This window comes from Streptomyces sp. NPDC014864, from assembly GCF_043081525.1.
In the GTDB taxonomy this organism is placed as follows: Bacteria; Actinomycetota; Actinomycetes; order Streptomycetales; family Streptomycetaceae; genus Streptomyces.
Window position 1 is genome coordinate 208,803 of the sequence record NZ_JBIBWT010000005.1, and the last position, 19,294, is coordinate 228,096.

The 19,294-nt window shown below is 70.2% G+C and carries 21 protein-coding genes and 1 pseudogene; 14 read left to right on the forward strand and 8 right to left on the reverse strand.

Annotated elements, in window-relative coordinates; all coding sequences use genetic code 11:
• The first annotated feature begins 76 nt into the window (after nt 1–76).
• The 12 genes and pseudogenes from thyX (at nt 77) to ACF1A5_RS11510 (ending at nt 8,238) form a co-directional block, all read left to right on the forward strand.
• The gene (gene thyX / locus ACF1A5_RS11455; RefSeq protein WP_392192784.1) at nt 77–679 is read left to right on the forward strand and encodes an FAD-dependent thymidylate synthase; all 603 of its coding nucleotides are present in this window, start codon (nt 77–79) and stop codon (nt 677–679) included.
• A gap of 75 nt (nt 680–754) precedes the next feature.
• Nucleotides 755–1,015, forward strand: coding sequence for a thioredoxin family protein (locus tag ACF1A5_RS11460; protein ID WP_392192614.1), 261 nt, complete (start codon nt 755–757; stop codon nt 1,013–1,015).
• Nucleotides 1,012–1,419, forward strand: coding sequence for a deoxycytidylate deaminase (locus ACF1A5_RS11465; RefSeq protein ID WP_392192615.1), 408 nt, complete (start codon nt 1,012–1,014; stop codon nt 1,417–1,419). The genes ACF1A5_RS11460 and ACF1A5_RS11465 overlap by 4 nt, the downstream gene beginning before the upstream one ends.
• Before the next feature lie 107 nt (nt 1,420–1,526).
• Nucleotides 1,527–1,796 carry a hypothetical protein gene (locus tag ACF1A5_RS11470; RefSeq protein WP_392192616.1) on the forward strand — a complete coding sequence of 90 codons (270 nt, stop codon included), beginning with the start codon at nt 1,527–1,529 and terminating at the stop codon, nt 1,794–1,796.
• A gap of 96 nt (nt 1,797–1,892) precedes the next feature.
• Nucleotides 1,893–2,123, forward strand: coding sequence for a hypothetical protein (locus tag ACF1A5_RS11475; protein ID WP_392192617.1), 231 nt, complete (start codon nt 1,893–1,895; stop codon nt 2,121–2,123).
• A 146-nt stretch (nt 2,124–2,269) separates the two neighbouring features.
• A complete protein-coding gene (locus ACF1A5_RS11480) occupies nt 2,270–2,410 on the forward strand; it encodes a hypothetical protein (RefSeq protein ID WP_392192618.1) in 141 nt (46 codons plus the stop codon).
• A gap of 239 nt (nt 2,411–2,649) precedes the next feature.
• Nucleotides 2,650–3,117, forward strand: coding sequence for a hypothetical protein (locus ACF1A5_RS11485; RefSeq protein WP_392192619.1), 468 nt, complete (start codon nt 2,650–2,652; stop codon nt 3,115–3,117).
• 763 nt (nt 3,118–3,880) lie between these two features.
• Nucleotides 3,881–4,057 (forward strand): annotated as a pseudogene (locus ACF1A5_RS11490) (inositol monophosphatase family protein); the annotation flags it as partial.
• Nucleotides 4,058–4,227: 170 nt separating this feature from the next.
• Nucleotides 4,228–5,637, forward strand: coding sequence for a phytoene desaturase family protein (locus ACF1A5_RS11495; protein ID WP_392192620.1), 1,410 nt, complete (start codon nt 4,228–4,230; stop codon nt 5,635–5,637).
• The gene (locus ACF1A5_RS11500; protein ID WP_392192621.1) at nt 5,634–6,158 is read left to right on the forward strand and encodes an O-acetyl-ADP-ribose deacetylase; all 525 of its coding nucleotides are present in this window, start codon (nt 5,634–5,636) and stop codon (nt 6,156–6,158) included. Before ACF1A5_RS11495 ends, ACF1A5_RS11500 begins: the two co-directional genes overlap by 4 nt.
• Before the next feature lie 79 nt (nt 6,159–6,237).
• On the forward strand, nt 6,238–7,743 hold the full coding sequence (locus ACF1A5_RS11505) for an AlkA N-terminal domain-containing protein (protein ID WP_392192622.1): 1,506 nt from the start codon (nt 6,238–6,240) through the stop codon (nt 7,741–7,743).
• Between the two features lie 9 nt (nt 7,744–7,752).
• Nucleotides 7,753–8,238: a methylated-DNA--[protein]-cysteine S-methyltransferase gene (locus tag ACF1A5_RS11510; RefSeq protein ID WP_392192623.1), complete on the forward strand. Its 486-nt coding sequence runs from the start codon at nt 7,753–7,755 to the stop codon at nt 8,236–8,238.
• 89 nt (nt 8,239–8,327) lie between these two features.
• Here ACF1A5_RS11510 and ACF1A5_RS11515 read toward each other — a convergent pair whose 3' ends face one another.
• Complete coding sequence (locus tag ACF1A5_RS11515) at nt 8,328–8,822, reverse strand: NUDIX domain-containing protein (protein ID WP_392192624.1); 495 nt, start codon at nt 8,820–8,822, stop codon at nt 8,328–8,330.
• 136 nt (nt 8,823–8,958) lie between these two features.
• Here ACF1A5_RS11515 and ACF1A5_RS11520 point away from each other — a divergent pair, with 136 nt between their 5' ends.
• Nucleotides 8,959–10,167: an RNA-guided endonuclease InsQ/TnpB family protein gene (locus tag ACF1A5_RS11520; RefSeq protein ID WP_392192625.1), complete on the forward strand. Its 1,209-nt coding sequence runs from the start codon at nt 8,959–8,961 to the stop codon at nt 10,165–10,167.
• 17 nt (nt 10,168–10,184) lie between these two features.
• Here ACF1A5_RS11520 and ACF1A5_RS11525 read toward each other — a convergent pair whose 3' ends face one another.
• Nucleotides 10,185–11,384, reverse strand: a complete 1,200-nt coding sequence (locus tag ACF1A5_RS11525) for an ADP-ribosylglycohydrolase family protein (RefSeq protein WP_392192626.1) — start codon at nt 11,382–11,384, stop codon at nt 10,185–10,187.
• 224 nt (nt 11,385–11,608) lie between these two features.
• On the opposite strand from ACF1A5_RS11525, the gene ACF1A5_RS11530 reads away from it, so the two are divergent.
• The gene (locus tag ACF1A5_RS11530) at nt 11,609–12,727 is read left to right on the forward strand and encodes a glycerate kinase (RefSeq protein ID WP_392192785.1); all 1,119 of its coding nucleotides are present in this window, start codon (nt 11,609–11,611) and stop codon (nt 12,725–12,727) included.
• Between the two features lie 131 nt (nt 12,728–12,858).
• Here ACF1A5_RS11530 and pssA read toward each other — a convergent pair whose 3' ends face one another.
• The 6 genes from pssA to ACF1A5_RS11560 all read right to left on the reverse strand — a co-directional run bounded on the left by pssA (nt 12,859) and on the right by ACF1A5_RS11560 (nt 19,291).
• Nucleotides 12,859–13,677, reverse strand: a complete 819-nt coding sequence (gene pssA, locus ACF1A5_RS11535) for a CDP-diacylglycerol--serine O-phosphatidyltransferase (RefSeq protein WP_356184103.1) — start codon at nt 13,675–13,677, stop codon at nt 12,859–12,861.
• 22 nt (nt 13,678–13,699) lie between these two features.
• On the reverse strand, nt 13,700–14,356 hold the full coding sequence (locus ACF1A5_RS11540; protein ID WP_392192627.1) for a phosphatidylserine decarboxylase: 657 nt from the start codon (nt 14,354–14,356) through the stop codon (nt 13,700–13,702).
• Between the two features lie 170 nt (nt 14,357–14,526).
• The gene (locus ACF1A5_RS11545) at nt 14,527–15,732 is read right to left on the reverse strand and encodes an acyl-CoA dehydrogenase family protein (protein WP_392192628.1); all 1,206 of its coding nucleotides are present in this window, start codon (nt 15,730–15,732) and stop codon (nt 14,527–14,529) included.
• A 3-nt stretch (nt 15,733–15,735) separates the two neighbouring features.
• Entirely contained in the window at nt 15,736–16,248 is a 513-nt protein-coding gene (locus tag ACF1A5_RS11550) for a MaoC family dehydratase (protein ID WP_392192629.1), read from the reverse strand.
• Nucleotides 16,249–16,253: 5 nt separating this feature from the next.
• Nucleotides 16,254–17,267: an HpcH/HpaI aldolase/citrate lyase family protein gene (locus ACF1A5_RS11555; protein ID WP_392192630.1), complete on the reverse strand. Its 1,014-nt coding sequence runs from the start codon at nt 17,265–17,267 to the stop codon at nt 16,254–16,256.
• Nucleotides 17,264–19,291, reverse strand: a complete 2,028-nt coding sequence (locus ACF1A5_RS11560; protein WP_392192631.1) for a protein meaA — start codon at nt 19,289–19,291, stop codon at nt 17,264–17,266. Before ACF1A5_RS11560 ends, ACF1A5_RS11555 begins: the two co-directional genes overlap by 4 nt.
• Nucleotides 19,292–19,294 lie beyond the last annotated feature (3 nt).

Genomic DNA, 19,294 nt, shown 5'->3' on the forward strand with positions numbered 1-19,294 from the left:
TCACACTGAGCTGCGCGCGGACGTATTGAGCACCGCGTATGGTTACGGGATTTACCCGAATGACGCCGCACCGTTCGTGACTGATGCTGATGCGCTGGGGGAGGCTTCGGGGCGGATCTGCTACCGGTCGTTTGGGCGACCGAATCCGGCGACTGCCACTAACGATGGCTACATGGCCAACATTCTGGCCCAGGGTCATTACAGCGTGCTGGAGCATTCGTCCGTAACGTTCCTGGTTCGGGGTGTGTCGCGTGCGCTGCTCACTGAGCTGACCCGGCACAGGCACCTGAGTTTCAGCGTGGTATCTCAGCGCTATGTCGACTACGCGAACACTGAGCCTGTGCTCCCGCCTGCGCTGGACAGCGAGACTGAGCACATGTTGCGCACTGCCTACGCGGATGCGCTGCTCGACTACTCGCTGATGGTGGCGAAGCTGGAAGCATCCGGGCTGAAGCGCAAGGCTGCCCGCGAGGCTGCGCGTAGCGTCCTGCCGAATGCGGCGCCTGTGGACATGGTGGTGAGTGGCAACCTGCGTGCCTGGCGTGACGTTCTGGGTAAGCGCTGGCACGTTGCCGCTGATGCGGAGATCCGGGAATTCGCCGGGCTGGTCCTGGGCCACTTGCGCGACCTTGCGCCGAACAGTGTGCAGGACGTACCTACCGAGCCGTACGGCGCATGATCGCGCTCAAGGTGGTCATCCTGGTCTCGTTTGTGGGGGCCGTTCTACTCGCATTGTTCTGGGGAGAGGGAAACGATGAGTAACACTGTGGTCATGTTCGGCGCTGCCTGGTGCGCGCCCTGCAAAAAGACTCTGCCGGTTCTTGAGCGCGCGTGTGACGCTCTTGGCCTTGACCTTGAGTATGTCGATGTCGAGTTTGGCGACAGTCGAGCCAACGACGTTACGACTGTGCCGACCGTGCGCGTCTATGACGACTTTGACGAAGTTGTGCGCGAGCATCGGGGCGGGATGAGCCGCGCTCAGGCGCTCGCTTTCCTCAGGGGTCTTTCGACGTGAGTCGCCCGGACTGGGACACGTACTTCCTGGCTGGTGCTGCCTGGGTGGCTACCCGCGCTGACTGCTCGCGCAGCGCCGTGGGGGCCATCCTGGTCAATGCTTCGCATGAAGTGCGGGGTACGGGCTACAACGGGCCGCCTGCGGGGGTTCCTGGGTGCGCTACGCAGGGTGCGTGTCCGCGTGGCCGACTGAGCTACAGCGAGTGCGCAGCTAACACGGATTACAGCAACTGCACCGCTGACCATGCGGAGCGTAACGCCATCCGGCACACTCGCCCCGAAGAGCGCCTAGGGGCAACGCTGTATACCACCCGGGCACCGTGCCCTGCGTGCTGGACGCTCATACGTGCCTCGCGTATCGCTCGGGTGGTCTGTCCTACAGCCCGCTGGACGCTCCGTTACTGAGTTGTGATCGGGACCACATACCAATATTGGTAGGTGGGTTGGACAGCGGGCGGCACCGTGTCCTAGTGTTCCCTCTGTCAGCACGACGGGCCGAAGGGAAACACACAATGTTCGCTCGCATCGAGGTTCCGGCCACCATCTCCGCCCCGCGTGGCGCCTTCGGTCTCACCCCGCTGGGCTGGGCCATCGAGGACGCCACCACCGCCAACGACCGTATGCGGATGACGGAGGAACTTATTGAGCGGGTCAAGGCTGGCACGGTGTCTGAGCGGATGGCGCTGCGACTGCCGAACATGATCCGTCGGGCTCGCAAGGCTGAGACGCACTGCACGGTCAGCGGGATGGTCCGCACCGAGTGTGACACCTGCCAGCACTGAAGATAGGTAGCCTGGGATGGTCGGCGCTTAGCGCTGGCGGGTTCGATTCCCGCCCCAGGCACTTTGTAACTGTAGGCACGGCCGCGAGGGGCAGCGATGAGACACACTGAAAGCGTCGGACGGGTCACTGACTACCGGCTGGTGCCGGGCCCGAAGTACGTCACCGTTGAGCTGGACTACACCACGGCTGGCGGCGTTAAGAAAACGCTGAAGCTGGCTCACTGCGAGGCTGAGCAGATCCGTACCGGCATCGCCAGCGCGCTGGAAGACATGCCGGTTGGTCCGCGTCGAGGATCGTTCTTCAACAGCCTGCGCCGGAAGCGTTAGCCCGTAAATGTCCAAGTTTGGCCCCTGGTGCTACGGCACTGGGGGCCTTTCTGTGTTCCGGGCCACATACCAATATTGGTAGGTGGCTGGCGCTGGCGCGGATCGTGTGCCTATAGTGGTGCCACACCGAGCGAGAGGGGCAGGAAATGACCAACTACTACAGCGTCACCACAGAGGACGGGATCACCTACTACGTGTTCGCTGGGACGAAGCTGGAAGCGGCGGCGCAGGTGGCAGACCAGATGGACCCAGAAGACGAAATCCTCGAAGTAATGAAGGTGCTGTAGGGAACAGGCCCCCGAGAGGGGGCCCTTTCTTTTGCCCTGGGAACCTTACTTAGCGAAACTAACTAAATTTGCCCCGAGCCGGCATTACCCTGGGTTACTTAGGCTAACTAATTGTTCACGTGTAGGACACAGTTTGATCACGACCGCTCGACAGCAGGTTTAAGACTCAACAAACCCTTACCGGGCGCTTAGCATTAGTTAACGGCCGACAATGGTTCCAACCCTCGGGGGTCCTACTCATGGTCCTGATCGCTCACTTCAGCGCTGCACCCACAATCGATATCTACCTGCGCGTATGCGTGCCCCTGGCTGTAGGCGGGTGGTCCTGGGGTCATGTCGAGCCCTATGCAGGCGCCCTCGCCCGTGAATACATCTATGACGCACGCGAATGTGAAGCCGCAGTACACACCTATGGCCGAAACATGCCCCGGGTCGCCAGTCATGGTGCGCTGGGGGAGCGCTTCAGCATCTGCGCGCGTGGCGTGGTGACCGGCCTGTGGGTCGGGATGCGCGAGTGGGCCTGGTCCCTGTCCCGGCGCGAGTACCGGCCCGTGGGCGAGTACATGTGCGGCTGGCGTTCCGCTGAGCGTGCCTACTGGGACAAGACAGGGGAGCTGTTCAGCCGGAAGCGCTTTGAAGAGTGCCCGCGCATTCCCACACTGGACGTGGTGCCGACCCAGCTCACTCCGGTCCCTGCGGCTGCCTAGGCTGGCCCCATGCGAGTCTCTTGGGTGATCGAGGGTCAGGGCGCAGGCTCATGCGCGGTCGAGGACGTAGACCAGGCAGCGAGGGCGCTGGACAGGGCTGTGCGGGCCGCGTACGCCGACGCTGACACATCGACGCTGGCAACCATCATCACGGCTGTCCTGGGGCCGCTCAGAGCCTCGCTGGTGACCGACGGGCGTTGGGCTGTTGATCGTGGGCACCCGTGGTCAGCGCAGTTGGCTGGACTCATCGTTAGGTTGGAACCATGACGCAGTGCCGCAGGATCACGGGGTGCCTCAGCCGGGCCGACGCTGACCGGTTGTGGCGGGACCTGATCGAGTACCGCAAGGCGACTCGCCAGTCATGGCGGATAGCGCGCCGGAAGTACGGGCGAGGCTGGGCCCTGTATGAAGTCACGGACTAACCCTGTGCCCCTGACGTGCAGTTAGCTACGATTCAGGCATGAGTCGACGCTACGTAGTGACCAGGACCCCGGACCGGCGAGCCTGGGGGATTCTCGACCGGCACCTGTACGGGTTCTGCGCCCTTCCCGCTGATGGGGTCACGTCCAACCTTCCTATCCCGCTTGAGTGGTCCGTGCGCGAGGCTGCTGAAGCCTGGCTGTATCAGTGCCGGGTCGCATGGGGCAGGGACCTGGTACCGGCGCCTGAGGGCTGGAATGGGCCGGTCAAGGCCGGTGTCTCCCCGTTCGATCGAGGCTGGCGCTTTTACAACTAGGGGCCATGTCCTCAAGGGTGGACACGTTCGTGGGAAGCGGCCTGGGACCACGCGGCGGGCCTGCTCCTGGTCGAGGAGGCCGGCGGCGCCCACCTGACCCTGACCGGCGATCCCTTCCGCGTCACCGGCGGCAACACCCTGCCGTTCACCGCCGCACGGGACGCCGCGACGGCCCACCGGGTGCGGAACCTGCTCACGGCCTGACCGGACCGGCCCCGCCGGGGGCCGCACCGGCCCCGGCCCCCGCCGGGGGCCGCACCGGCCCCGGCCCCCGGCGGGGGCCACCCGGACCACCGGACACCGGCTGTCGGACCGGCGGCATATCCTGATCCCGAGTGGCCATCGGCTGACGAAGGGGTCCGAAGGTGCCGTCGATGCTCGATGCGGTCGTGGTGGGTGCGGGGCCGAACGGGCTGACCGCTGCCGTGGAGCTCGCCCGGCGCGGGTTCTCCGTGGCGGTGTTCGAGGCGCGGGACACCGTCGGGGGCGGCGCCCGCACCGAGGAGCTCACGCTGCCCGGCTTCCGGCACGACCCGTGCTCCGCCGCGCACCCGCTCGGCATCAACTCGCCCGCGTTCCGCGCCCTGCCCCTGGGGCGCTACGGCCTCGAGTGGCTGCACGCCGAGCTGCCCATGGCACACCCGTTCACGGACGGCACCGCCGCGGTCCTGGCCCGGTCGGTCGCCGCGACGGCCGCCTCCTTCGGCCCGCGCGACGCGGGCGCGTACCGCAGGCTGGTCGAGCCGTTCCTCCCGCACTGGGACACCCTGGCCCGCGACTTCATGTCGCTGCCCCTGACCGCACTGCCGCGGGACCCGGTGACGCTCGCCCGCTTCGGCCTGCGGGGCCTGCCCCCGTCCACCTGGCTCATGCGCCGCTTCCGCGACGAGCGGGCGAAGACCCTCTTCGCCGGCCTCGTCGCCCATGTGATCGCCCCGCTCGACGGCTTCGCCACCGGCGCCATCGGCCTGGTCTTCGCCCTGGCCGCGCACGCCCGCGGCTGGCCGGTGGCCCGCGGCGGCTCCCAGGCCATCTCCGACGCCCTCGCCGCGTACCTGAAGGACCTCGGTGGAGCCCTGCACACCGACTACGAGGTCAAGCGCCTCGACGACCTCCCGCCCGCGCGGGCGTACGTCTTCGACACCTCGCCCACCGCCCTGGCCCGCATCGCCGGCCTCGGCCGGTACTACGAGGGCTACCGGTACGGCCCCGGCGTCTTCAAGATCGACTACGCCCTGGACGGCCCGGTGCCCTGGACCGCGAAGGAGCCCCGCGTCGCAGGCACCGTGCAGATCGGGGCGGACACCGCCGAGATCGGCACCGCGCTGCGCGCCGTGTCCCGCGAGGGCCGAGCCCCCGACGCGCCGTTCCTCATCACCGTCCAGCCCAGCGTCGTCGACCCCACCCGCGCCCCGTCCGGCAAGCAGGTCTTCTGGGCGTACGGCCATGTGCCCAACGGCTGGACCGGCGACCTCACCGACGCCGTGGAACGCCAACTGGAGCGCTTCGCCCCCGGCTTCCGCGACCGTGTACTCGCCCGTGCCACGGCAGGGCCGCCCGAACTCGCCGCCCGCAACGCCAACTACGTCGGCGGCGACATCGCCTCCGGCGCGGTCTCCGGCCTCCAGCTCCTGCTGCGCCCCAAGCCGTCCCTCTTCCCGTACCACACGCCGCACCCGGCGGTGTTCATCTGCTCGTCGGCCACCCCGCCCGGGCCCGGCGTGCACGGCATGTCCGGGCACAACGCGGCGAAGGCCGTGTGGCGCAGGCTGCGGCAGACATGACCACCATCACGCTCGTCCGGGGCGACATCACCCGGCAGGCCGTCGACGCGATCGTCAACGCGGCCAACTCCTCCCTGCTCGGCGGCGGAGGCGTCGACGGCGCGATCCACCGCCGGGGCGGCCCCGCCATCCTCGAGGAGTGCCGCCGCCTGCGGGCCTCGCAGTACGGCAAAGGCCTGCCCACCGGCCAGGCCGTCGCCACCACGGCGGGCGCGCTGGACGCCCGCTGGGTGATCCACACCGTCGGCCCGGTGCACAGCCGCACCGAGGACCGCTCGGACCTGCTGGCCTCCTGCTACCGCACGGCGCTGCGCGTCGCCGACGAGCTGGGCGCCCGCAGCGTGGCGTTCCCCGCGATCTCCACCGGCATCTTCGGCTGGCCGGTGGACGACGGCGCCCGGATCGCGGTCGACACCGTGCGGGAGGCGCGGACCGCGGTGGCGGAGGTCCGCTTCGTCCTCTTCGACGAGTCGGCCTACGAGGCGTTCGCCGCCCGGGTGGGGCCCACCGGGGACCGGTGATCCGGGCGGGCGCGGCGCAGGCGACGTCGATGTCGGATTCCCGCCAGCCCGCCCCCCGGCGGTGCCCGATGCTGGATTCATGCAGAACGGGATGCACACCGACCGGGAGCGCTGTGTACGCGCCGTCCAGTCCAAGGACGCACGGTTCGACGGATGGTTCTTCACCGCCGTCCTGACCACCCGGATCTACTGCCGGCCCAGCTGCCCCGCGGTGCCGCCGAAGCCCGAGAACATGGTCTTCCACCCGAGCGCGGCCGCCTGCCAGCAGGGCGGGTTCCGGGCCTGCAAGCGCTGCCGCCCCGACACCAGTCCCGGCTCACCCGAGTGGAACCGGCGCGCCGACCTCGTGGCCCGCGCCATGCGGCTGATCGCCGACGGCGTCGTGGACCGCGACGGCGTGCCGGGCCTGGCCGCCCGCCTCGGCTACAGCACCCGCCAGATCGAGCGCCAGCTGCTCGCCGAAGTCGGCGCCGGACCGCTCGCGCTCGCCCGGGCCCAGCGCGCCCAGACCGCGAGGCTGCTGATCGAGACCACCGCCCTGCCGATGGCGGAGATCGCCTTCGCCGCGGGCTTCTCGTCGATCCGCACCTTCAACGACACCGTGCGCGAGGTCTTCGCCCTGTCACCCAGCGCACTGCGCTCCCGCGTGCCGCGGCGGAGCGCCGCCACGCCACCCGGGACGCCCGCGCCGGGCACCCCCGGCGCCCTCTCCCTGCGCCTGCCGTTCCGCGCCCCCCTCAACCCGGACAACCTCTTCGGCCACCTCGCGGCCACCGCCGTACCGGGCGTGGAGGAGTGGTGCGACGGCGCCTACCGCCGGACCCTGCGCCTGCCCTACGGGCACGGGATCGCGGCGCTGACACCGGCGACGGACCACATCGCCTGCCGCCTCACCCTGAGCGACCTGCGGGACCTGCCGGTCGCCATCAGCCGCTGCCGCCGGATGCTCGACCTGGACGCCGACCCCGTCGCGATCGACGACCAGCTGCGCACGGACCCGGTCCTCGCACCCCTGGTCGACAAGGCCCCGGGCCGCCGGGTACCGCGCACCGTCGACGAGGCCGAGTTCGCCGTACGGGCCGTGCTCGGCCAGCAGGTGTCCACGGCCGCCGCCCGCACCCACGCGGCCCGCCTGGTCGCCGCGCACGGCGAGCCGGTGGACGACCCGGAGGGCGGCCTCACCCACCTGTTCCCGGCCCCCGAGGCATTGGCCGCCCTCGACCCCGCGTCGCTGGCGATGCCCCGCACCCGGCGCACCACGTTCACCACACTCGTCGGACAACTCGCCCACGGCGAGATCCACTTGGGGGTGGAGAGCGACTGGCGGGAGACCCGCGCCCGGCTGCTGGCGCTGCCCGGCTTCGGTCCCTGGACGGTGGACGCCATCGCCATGCGCGCGCTCGGCGACCCCGACGCCTTTCTCCCCACCGACCTCGGCGTCCGGCGCGCCGCCGAGGAGCTGGGCCTGCCGTCGACCCCGGCGGCGCTGACCGCCCGGGCGGCCGCCTGGCGGCCCTGGCGCGCCTACGCCGTCCAGTACCTCTGGGCGACCGGCGACCACCCGATCAACTTCCTTCCCGTCTGAGGACGTTCCGTGAAGCAGCACACCGTGATCGACAGCCCCTACGGCCCCCTCACCCTCGTCGCCGACGACGGTGTCCTCAGCGGCCTGTACATGGCCGGCCAGCGGCACCGCCCGGCCGAGGAGACCTTCGGCGAACGCGCCCGGCTCGCCGCCTTCGACGCGGCCGAGGAGCAGCTGGAGGCCTACTTCGCGGGCCGGCTGACCGAGTTCACCCTCGAACTCCGCCTGGACGGCACCCCGTTCCAGCGCCGCGTCTGGGAGCGACTGCGCTCCATCCCCTACGGCCGGACGCTCTCCTACGGCGATCTGGCCGAGGTTCTCGGCAACCCCGGCGCCTCCCGCGCGGTCGGCCTCGCCAACGGCAGGAACCCGATCGGCGTCATCGTCCCCTGCCACCGCGTGGTCGGCGCCGACGGCAGCCTCACCGGCTACGGCGGCGGCCTCGACCGCAAGCGCCGCCTGCTGGACTTCGAGCGGGGAGCGGCCGCCTTCTGACGGCCCGTGTCCCGGCGGCCCGTCCTCCGAGGGCCCGTCCTCCGAGGCCCGTCCTCCGACGGCCGGCCCGGAGCACCGGGCCGGTCGGGTCAGCCGACGCGGTGGCCGTTCTCCAGTTCCGCCGTGCCCGAGCCCGCGGCGAGCACGTCGAGGGCGGTCAGCACCCGGCGGCCCAGCGCGCCCGGGAGGTGCGAGGCGAGTTCGTCGCGCGGGACCAGCCGCCAGGACAGCAGCTCCTCCTCCTGCAGGCGGATCGCCTTGAACTCCTCCTCGCCGAGGATCCCACCGTCGTAGAGGTACGCCACCAGCGGCGGGCGGCCCGTGCCGTGCACCCAGTCCACCGCGAGCAGCCGCCCGAGCTCGCGGTCCAGGCCGATCTCCTCCAGCGTCTCGCGGCGCGCGCCCTGGCGCGGGGTCTCCCCGTCGTCGGACTCGATCGTGCCGCCCGGCAGCGCCCATCCGTCTCGGTAGTTGGGCTCGACGAGCAGCACCCGCCCGTCCGCGTCGCGGAAGAGGGCGGCGGCTCCGGCGAGGATGCGGGGGAGGCCCGCGATGTACGTGGCGAAGTCGGCAGTGGTCATCAAGTTCTCCTTGCGTGGAAACCCCGTCCTTCAGGGCGGGGAGGAAACGCATCCTCGGGGCGGAGCCGCGCAGCGGTGGAGACCGCTGCGCCATCCTCGCAACGAACATGCTCACAGGGAAACTGATAGGATGTGAGGCATGCCGCAGCAGGTCAAGCGGGCGTTCAAGTACCGCTTCTACCCCACGAGCGGGCAGGCAGCAGAGCTGTCCCGCACGTTCGGCTGCGTCCGCCTCGTGTACAACAAGGCGCTGGAGGAGCGCACCCGGGCGTGGTACGGCGAGGCGCGCCGCATCTCCTACGTGCAGTCGTCCGCGGCGCTGACGGAGTGGAAGAAGACGGTAGAACTGGGGTTCCTCGCCGAAGTGTCCTCCGTCCCGCTCCAACAGGCGCTCCGGCACTTGCAGACGGCGTTCGGGAACTTCTTCGCCAAGCACGCCAAGTACCCGCGGTTCAAGTCCCGGAAGAAGTCCCGGGCGTCGGCCGAGTACACCCGCAGTGCTTTCAAGTGGCGTGACGGCAAGCTGACGCTGGCGAAAATGTCCGAGCCGCTGGACATCCGCTGGTCGCGCCCGCTGCCGGAGGGCGCGGCGCCGACCACGGTGACCGTGTCCCGCGACAGCGCGGGGCGGTGGTTCGTGTCCTTGTTGTGCGATGACCGCATCGCTCCGGCTCCGGCCACGTCGAACGCTGTCGGAATCGACGTGGGCGTAACGACACTCGTGACCCTGTCGACCGGTGAGAAGATTGCCAAGCCGAAGCACGAGCGGCGCGACCGCGCACGCCTAGCCAAGGCCCAGCGGAAACTGTCCCGCAAGGCGAAGGGGTCGACGAACCGGGAGAAGGCCCGTAAGGGTGTCGCTCGCGTCCACGCCCGGATCGCCGACCGGCGCCGGGACTTCCTGCACAAGCTGTCGACTCGGCTCGTCCGTCAGAACCAAACGGTCGTGATCGAGGACCTCACCGTCCGCAACCTGCTGAAGAACGGCCGGCTCGCGCGCGCCATCTCCGACGCGTCGTGGACGGACCTGCGCTCCATGCTGGAGTACAAGTGCGCCTGGTACGGGCGCGAACTCGTGGTGATCGACCGCTGGTTCCCCAGCTCGAAGCTGTGCGGGAACTGCGGCACGGTTCGCGAGAAGCTGCCGCTGAACGTCCGTGAGTGGACGTGCGACTGCGGCACTGTGCATGACCGCGACGTGAACGCGGCACGCAACATCCTGGCCGCCGGGCTGGCGGCCTCTGCCTGTGGAGACGGTGTAAGACCTCAACGGGAGTCCTCCCGGACGGGGCGGCGGTCGGTGAAGCAGGAAGCCCAACCCGCGAGGGTTGGAATCTCCCGCCCTTAGGCAGGGGAGGAAGTCAATCAGGAAGGGTATCCAGGCCGGCCGCCGCGGGCCGCGGTCGCCGCGGCGACCCCACCGCCGGCCCTCGCCGCACGTCCCGGAGCCCCGGCCTCCTCCCCGGCCCCGGACGCGGCGTCGGCCCGCGCCCCCGCCTCCACCAGGCGCAGGGTCCGGTCCGCGAGGTCGCTGATACGGGCGCGGTCGAAGCCGAAGACCGCGCTGCGGACCGTGTCCTCCAGCGGGTCCTTCCACTGCGCGGGAATCGCCTTTGCCCCGGTCAGGACGCCCGCCACGGAACCGGCCGTCGCGCCGTTGGAGTCGGTGTCCAGGCCGCCGCGGACGGTGAGCGCGAGGGTGCGGGTGAAGTCGCCGTCGCCGTACAGCAGACCGGCCGTGAGGACGGCCGCGTTCGGGACCGTGTGGATCCAGCCGAGGCCCGCCGTCTCCTCCGCGAGCGTGGCGAGCGTGTCCTCCCACGGCAGGTGCGTCTCGTGCAGGGAGGCGACCCGGCGTACGGTGCGGGCCAGGCGGCTGCTCGCCGGGATCACCGTGAGCGCGGTGTCCACGGCGTCGCGCACGGCCGGGGCGGTGAACGCCGCCGCGATCAGGGCCGCCGCCCACATCGCGCCGTACACGCCGTTGCCGGTGTGCGACAGCACCGCGTCCCGGCGGGCGAGCAGGGCGGCGCGGCGCGGGTCGCCGGGGCTGGTCCAGCCGTAGATGTCGGCGCGGATCAGGGCCCCGATCCACTCCTGGTACGGATTGTCGTAGGTGGCGGTCAGCGGCGGCTTCAGCCCACTGGCCAGATTGCGGTACGCGGCCCGTTCGGCGGTGAACGTCTGCAGGTACGGCAGCCGCAGCAGCCACAGCTCCCCGGCCTGCTCGGTGCTGAACGCGAAGCCGTGGGTCTCCAGCAGGTCCAGGCCGAGGACCGTGTAGTCGACGTCGTCGTCGCGGCAGCTCCCGTGGACGCGGCCGCGGACGCAGTCGCGCCACTCGGGGCGCAGCGCGGGGCCGTCGGTGCCGTCCGACGGTTCGGGGAGGTAGTCGGTGAGCGGCAGCGCGCCGGCTTGCCGCAGATAGCGGTCGATGCGCTCGCGCGTCCACACCTCGCCCTGCTCGACCGGCTTGCCGAGCATGTTGCCCGCGATCCGGCCCAGCCAGCCTCCGAGGACGCGGTCGGCGAGCGTGGGCTCCGGCTCGGTGCGCACAGGGGTCATGGGGGAGGAGTACCCATTCCTGCGGCGGTCGCGCGGGAGGCGGGCGGGTCGGACCCGGCCGGCGCGCACCGCCTGCCCACCGTCCGGGCGGGGCATGACGGCGGGGACGGTCTGCGGCTATGGTCGCAGCGGCGCGACCGGCCCCGACGTGCGCGGGGCCCGAAGAGCAAGGGGATGGCAAGGTGACGGACGCTGCGGTGTGCGGACCGGAGACGGCACGACGGGTGCTGATTGCCGCGGACAAGTTCAAGGGGTCGCTGACCGCCGTGCAGGTCGCACGGCGCGTGACGGCCGGACTGCGCCGGGTCGTGCCGGACGTCGAGGTGGAGGCGCTGCCGGTCGCCGACGGCGGCGACGGAACCGTCGACGCGGCGGTCGCGGCCGGGTTCGAGCGGCGGGAGGTACGGGTCGCCGGGCCCCTCGGGCACGAGGTGACGGCCGCGTTCGCGCTGCGCGGCGACACGGCGGTGGTGGAGATGGCGGAGGCCAGCGGGCTGCAGCGGCTGCCGGTGGGCGTCCTCGCGCCGCTCACGGCCTCCACGTACGGCTCCGGAGAGCTGCTGCGGGCCGCGCTGGACGCGGGCGCCCGCACCGTCGTGTTCGGTGTCGGCGGGAGCGCGACGACGGACGGGGGCGCGGGGATGCTCTCCGCGCTCGGGGCGCGGTTCCTGGACGCCGAGGGGGAGCCGGTGGCGCCCGGGGGCGGAGGGCTCGCGGCGCTCGCCCGGGCGGATCTGTCCGGCCTGGACCCGCGGCTCGCCTCGGTCGAGCTGGTGCTCGCCAGCGACGTGGACAACCCGCTGACCGGCCCGCAGGGGGCGCCGGCGGTGTACGGGCCGCAGAAGGGGGCCTCCCCGGACGACGTGGCGGCACTCGACGCGGCGCTCGCGCACTACGCGAAGGTGCTGGAGGAGGCGGCCGGGGACCGGGCGGCGCGGTACGCCGTCGCGCCGGGCGCGGGAGCCGCCGGGGGCATCGGGTACGGCGCGCTGCTCCTCGGGGCCCGCTTCCGGCCCGGCATCGAGGTCATGCTGGAGGTGCTCGGCTTCGCGCCCGCTCTTGAGCGGGCGACCCTGGTGATCACGGGGGAGGGGTCGCTGGACGAGCAGACCCTGCACGGGAAGGCACCGGCCGGGGTCGCCGCGGCCGCGCGGGCGGCCGGCAAGGAGGTCGTCGCGGTGTGCGGGCGGCTGACCCTGGCACCGGAGGCACTCGCCCGCGCCGGGATCAGCCGCGCGTACCCCCTGACGGAGACCGAGCCGGACGTCTCCCGCTGCATCGCGCAGGCGGGCCCGATCCTGGAAAGCGTCGCGGAGCGCCTCGCCCACGACCATCTGCGCTGAGCGCCCCGCGTCGCCCGGACCGCCCCCGGTGAGCGGCGACGCGCAAGGACGAGGGGCCCCGAACCGAACGGACGCCATCGGTGTCCGAACGGTTCGGGGCCCCTCGCTCGTCTGCCGACGGCGGCGACCGTCTACGGCAGCTGCGCCGCCCGCGCCTCACGCCGGTTGTCGCGGAAGTGGTGCACCCGGCGCGCCGTGGCGAACAGCGGGATCACCGCGCCCATCACCAGCTGGAGCGCGCAGCCCGTCTGCAGCAGCAGCTGTCCGCTCGGGGCGTCGAAGGCCCAGGCCGCCAGCAGGCCCATGGACAGCACGATCCACGACAGCATCGCGACCGCCAGGCGGCCCCGCGGCTTCGGGTACTCCACGCGGCTCACCATCAGCCACGCGATGCCCAGGATGGCCAGCAGCGTCGCCACGAAGGGCAGCTCCAGCAGCACGATGGAGACCACCGTCAGCGCGCCGAACGGCGAGGGCATGCCCTGGAAGATGCCGTCCTTCATCGTCACGCAACTGAACCGCGCGAGCCGGAGCACCACGGCCAGCAGCACCACGATCGCGCCGAGCGCGGCCACCCGCTGGTGGGCGTCGTCGGCGACCATGCCGTAGACCAGGACGAAGTACGCCGGCGCCAGGCCGAAGCTGATCAGGTCGGAGAGGTTGTCCAGCTCCGCGCCCATCGGCGACGAGCGCAGCTTCCGGGCGACGAGGCCGTCGAAGAGGTCGAAGACCGCCGCGCACAGCATCAGGATGACCGCCGTGGCGGCGCTGTGCCGGGCCATGCCCGACTCCTGGCTGCCCGTGAGGTGCGGGATCAGGATCCCGGTGGTGGTGAAGTACACCGCCATGAAGCCGCACGTGGCGTTGCCGAGGGTGAGGGTGTCCGCTATCGACAGGCGCAGCGAGAGGGGCATCTCCTCCTCGTCGTCCGCGGCGTCGGCCTCGGGCACCCAGCCGGTCTGGGTGTCTGGATCAATCACGGTCAATGCGAGTCACCCCAGCCACCGTCTTCTGGCCGACCTCCACCGCGACCTCGACACCCTCCGGCAGGTAGAGGTCGACGCGCGAGCCGAAGCGGATCAGACCGATCCGGTCGCCCTGCTCGACCTTGGTGCCCTGCGGGATGTACGGAACGATGCGCCGGGCCACCGCGCCGGCGATCTGGATCATCTCGATGTCACCGAGCTCGGTGTCGAAGTGCCAGACGACCCGCTCGTTGTTCTCGCTCTCCTTGTTGAACGCCGGCACGAACCCACCGGGGACGTGCTCGACCGATGTCACCGTGCCGGCCAGCGGGGCGCGGTTGACGTGGACGTTCAGCGGGCTCATGAAGATCGCGACGCGGGTGCGGCCGTCCTTCCACGGCATGATGCTCTGCACCACGCCGTCGGCGGGGGAGATGACCCTGCCCTGGGCGATCTCGCGCTCGGGGTCGCGGAAGAACCACAGCATCCCCGCGGCGAGCGCGGTGGCGGGGACGGCGACGGCCTTGGCGGCACCCGAGCGGCGGGCGCGGGCCAGGCTGAGGGCTGCTGTGGCGACGGTCGGGAGAAGCCACGGCGATGCTCCGCGCGCGAGGCGTACGCCGGCTCGGCTGTCGCGTGGTGCAGAGGTTTGGCTGTGGGGCATGGATGACCTTCGTAGCGGATGATGCCGCGCTCTGACGGGGGACGGCGGCTTTCCGGCGATCGTAGCGGTTCAGGGCCACAACTGGGTAAGTCGAGCAACCGAGTCGGCGGCCGAAGGCCACGGACGGGGTGTGATCTTCTTCTCGAAGAAAACACCCCGAAGCGGGACATTCAGCCCTGGAATCGATACTCCTCGAGCAGCCTGCGGCCGATGATCATTTTCTGGATCTCGGCGGTACCCTCACCGATGAGCAGCATCGGAGCCTCACGGTAGAGGCGCTCGATCTCGTACTCCTTGGAGAAGCCGTAGCCGCCGTGGATCCGGAAGGCGTCCTCCACGACCTCCTTGCAGTACTCGGAGGCGAGGTACTTCGCCATCCCCGCCTCGAGGTCGTTTCGCTCACCGGAGTCCTTTTTGCGCGCTGCGTTCACCATCATCGCATGCGCGGCCTCGACCTTGGTGGCCATTTCCGCGAGTTTGAACTGAATCGCCTGGTGCTGCGCGATCGGCTTGCCGAAGGTGTGGCGCTGCTGGGCGTACTGGACGCCGAGTTCGAACGCACGCTGCGCGACGCCGCAGCCACGGGCCGCCACATTCACGCGGCCGACCTCGACTCCGTCCATCATCTGGTAGAAACCTCGGCCGGTGTCGCCGCCGAGTACCCGATCGGCCGGAATGCGCAGGCCATCCATGATCAGCTCGGTGGTGTCGACGCCCTTGTAGCCCATCTTGTCGATCTTGCCCGGGATGGTGAGGCCGGGGCGGACCTCTCCGAAGCCGGGCTCCTTCTCGACCAGGAAGGTGGTCATGGACTTGTGGGGCGCGGTGCCCTCGGGGTGACCTTCGTCACTTCGCACCAGCACGGCGACGAGCGAGGACGTACCGCCGTTCGTCAGCCACATCTTCTGACCGGTCAGGACGTACTCGTCGCCGTCCTTGACCGCCTTCGACGAGATCGCCGACACGTCGGAGCCGAGGGCCGGCTCCGACATCGAGAAGGCGCCGCGGATGTCGCCGGCCGCCATCCTCGGCAGGAAGTGGTCCTTCTGCTCCTGTGTGCCGTGCTGCTTGAGCATGTACGCCACGATGAAGTGGGTGTTGATGATGCCGGACACCGACATCCAGCCGCGGGCGATCTCCTCCACGCACAGGGCGTACGTCAGGAGGGACTCGCCCAGACCCCCGTACTCCTCGGGGATCATCAGACCGAACAGGCCGAGTTCCTTCAGGCCGTCGACGATCGCTTGCGGGTACTCGTCGCGGTGCTCCAGCCCGGTCGCGACCGGGATGATCTCCTTGTCCACGAAGTCCCGGACGGTGGAGACGATCTCCTGCTGGACGTCGGTCAGACCGGCGGTCTGGGCGAGACGGGCCATGGCCTACTTCTCCTGCTGCTTCGGTTCCGGGCGGCCGGGCTGCTCGCCGCCGCGCTCCTTGATGTACGTCTCGGTCGGCACCATCACCTTGCGGCGGAACACGCACACCAGGGTGCCGTCCTGCTTGTAGCCCTTGGTCTCGACGTGGACGATGCCGCGGTCGTTCTTCGACTTCGACGGCCACTTGTCGAGCACCGTCGTCTCGCCGTAGATCGTGTCCCCGTGGAAGGTGGGCGCCACGTGCTTGAGCGACTCGATCTCCAGGTTGGCGATCGCCTTGCCGGAGACGTCCGGCACGGACATGCCGAGCAGGAGCGAGTAGATGTAGTTGCCCACCACGACGTTCTTGCCGAAGTCCGTCGTCTTCCCGGCGTAGTTGACGTCCATGTGGAGCGGGTGGTGGTTCATGGTGAGGAGACAGAACAGGTGGTCGTCGTACTCCGTGACCGTCTTGCCCGGCCAGTGCTTGTACGTCGCCCCGACCTCGAACTCCTCGTAGGTGCGTCCGAACTGCATCGCGCTCAGGCCTCCGGGATCTCGAACTTCGACGTGCGCTGCATGCCGGCGGCGCGGCCCTTGCCGGAGACGACCAGGGCCATCTTGCGGCTGGCCTCGTCGATCATCTCGTCGCCGAGCATCGCGGAGCCCTTCTTGCCGCCCGCCTCGGACGTGTAGTACTCGTACGCGTCCAGGATCAGCTCGGCGTGGTCGTAGTCCTCCTGGGACGGCGAGAAGATCTCGTTGGACGCCTCGACCTGGCCCGGGTGCAGCACCCACTTGCCGTCGAAGCCGAGGGCCGCGGCACGCTGGGCCACTTCGCGGTAGCCGTCGACGTTGCGGATCTGGAGGTAGGGGCCGTCGATCGCCTGGAGGTTGTTGGCGCGGGCGGCCATCAGGATCTTCATCAGGATGTAGTGGTAGGCGTCAGCCGGGTAGCCGGGCGGCTGCTCGCCCACGACCAGCGACTTCATGTTGATGGAGGCCATGAAGTCGGCCGGGCCGAAGATGATCGTCTCCACGCGCGGGGAGGCCTGCGCGATCTCGTTGACGTTGTTGAGGCCCTGGGCGTTCTCGATCTGCGCCTCGATGCCGATACGGCCGACCTCGAAGCCCATGGTCTTCTCGATCTGCGTCAGCAGCAGGTCCAGGGCGACGACCTGCTGGGCGTCCTGCACCTTCGGCAGCATGATGCAGTCGAGGTTCTGCCCCGCGCCCTCGACGACCGTCACGACGTCGCGGTACGTCCACTCGGTCGTCCAGTCGTTGACGCGCACCACCCTGGTCTTGCCCGTCCAGTCGCCCTCGTTGAGGAACTTGACGATGGTGTGCCGCGCCTCGGGCTTGGCGAGCGGCGCGCACGCGTCCTCCAGGTCCAGGAAGACCTGGTCGGCGGGGAGACCCTGTGCCTTCTCCAGGAAGCGGGGGTTCGAGCCCGGCACGGCCAGGCAGGAGCGCCGCGGGCGGAGACGATTGAAGGGGTGCGCGGCGGAGCCGCCCGCCGGAAGGGCGGTGGCGGGCGACGGGTGGGCGGTCATGCGGGGACCTCCAGGGGGTCGAGCTTGTTCGCTTTCCGGATCTCGTCGACGATGCGGCCGATGATCCCGGTGATGTCGAAGTCCTTCGGGGTGAAGACGGCGGCCACGCCGGCGGACCTGAGCTGCTCGGCGTCACCATTCGGGATGATGCCACCGGCGATCACCGGTATATCTGTGGCACCGGCCACACGGAGCCGCTCCAGCACGTCCGGCACCAGCTGGGCGTGCGAGCCGGAGAGGATGGACAGGCCCACCGCGTGCACGTCCTCGGCGAGGGCCGCGTCCACGATCTGCTCCGGGGTGAGCCGGATGCCCTGGTAGACCACCTCGAACCCGGCGTCGCGGGCCCGCACGGCGATCTGCTCGGCGCCGTTGGAGTGCCCGTCCAGGCCCGGCTTGCCGACCAGGAAGCGCAGCTTGCCGACCCCGAGGTCGCGCGCCGTCAGATCCACCTTGCGGCGTACCCGGGCCAGCCCGGTGCCCTCCTCGGCGGCGACGGCCACCGGGGCGGACGACACGCCGGTCGGCGCCCGGAACTCGCCGAACACCTCGCGCAGGGCCCCGGCCCACTCGCCGGTCGTCACGCCGGCTCGGGCGCACTCCAGGGTGGCCTCCATGAGGTTGCCGGTGCCCTTGGCCGCCTCCTTCAGCCGCTCCAGCGCCTTGCAGGGGCGCGGGTGGTTGAAGGGCGGCTGGTAGCGGGTGTCGCGCCAGTGCTGGAGGGACTCGATGACCCGGGCCTCGACCGCCGGGTCCACCGTCTGGATCGCGGTGTCCAGGTCGGCGGTGAGCGGGTTGGGCTCGGTGCCCTCGAAGGCGTTCACGCCGACGATCTTCTCCTGGCCCGACTCGATCCGGGCCCGGCGCTCGGCGTGCGAGGCGACCAGCTGCGACTTCAGGTAGCCGGACTCCACGGCGGCCATCGCGCCGCCCATCTCCTGGATGCGCTCGATCTCGGCGAGGGACTGGGCGACCAGCTCCTCCACCTTCGTCTCGATCACCTTCGAGCCCTCGAAGATGTCCTCGTACTCCAGCAGGTCGCTCTCGTAGGCGAGCACCTGCTGGATGCGCAGCGACCACTGCTGGTCCCAGGGGCGGGGCAGGCCCAGCGCCTCGTTCCAGGCGGGCAGCTGCACGGCCCGCGCGCGGGCGTCCTTGGAGAGGGTGACGGCGAGCATCTCCAGCACGATCCGCTGGACGTTGTTCTCCGGCTGCGCCTCGGTCAGCCCGAGGGAGTTGACCTGGACGCCGTAGCGGAAGCGACGGTGCTTGGGGTTCTCGATGCCATACCGCTCGTGCGTGATCCTGTCCCAGATGCGGCCGAACGCCCGCATCTTGCACATCTCCTCGACGAAGCGGACGCCCGCGTTGACGAAGAAGGAGATACGGCCGACCACGTCGCCCATGCGCTCCTGCGGCACCTGGCCGCTGTCGCGCACCGCGTCGAGCACGGCGATCGCGGTGGACATCGCGTACGCGATCTCCTGCACCGGCGTGGCCCCGGCCTCCTGCAGGTGGTAGCTGCAGATGTTGATCGGGTTCCACTTCGGCATGTGGGAGACCGTGTACGCGATCATGTCCGTCGTCAGGCGCAGGCTCGGTCCCGGCGGGAAGACGTGCGTCCCGCGGGAGAGGTACTCCTTGACGATGTCGTTCTGGGTCGTGCCCTGGAGCTTGGTGATGTCCGCGCCCTGCTCCTCGGCGACGACCTGGTAGAGCGCCAGCAGCCACATGGCGGTGGCGTTGATCGTCATCGAGGTGTTCATCTGCTCCAGGGGGATGTCCTGGAACAGCCGGCGCATGTCACCGAGGTGCGCGACCGGCACGCCGACCCGGCCGACCTCGCCGCGGGCGAGGACGTGGTCGGAGTCGTAGCCGGTCTGTGTCGGCAGGTCGAACGCCACCGACAGACCCGTCTGCCCCTTGGCGAGGTTGCGCCGGTACAGCTCGTTGGACGCCTCGGCCGTGGAGTGACCGGCGTACGTGCGCATGAGCCACGGCCGGTCCTTCTGACGCTCAGTCATCTA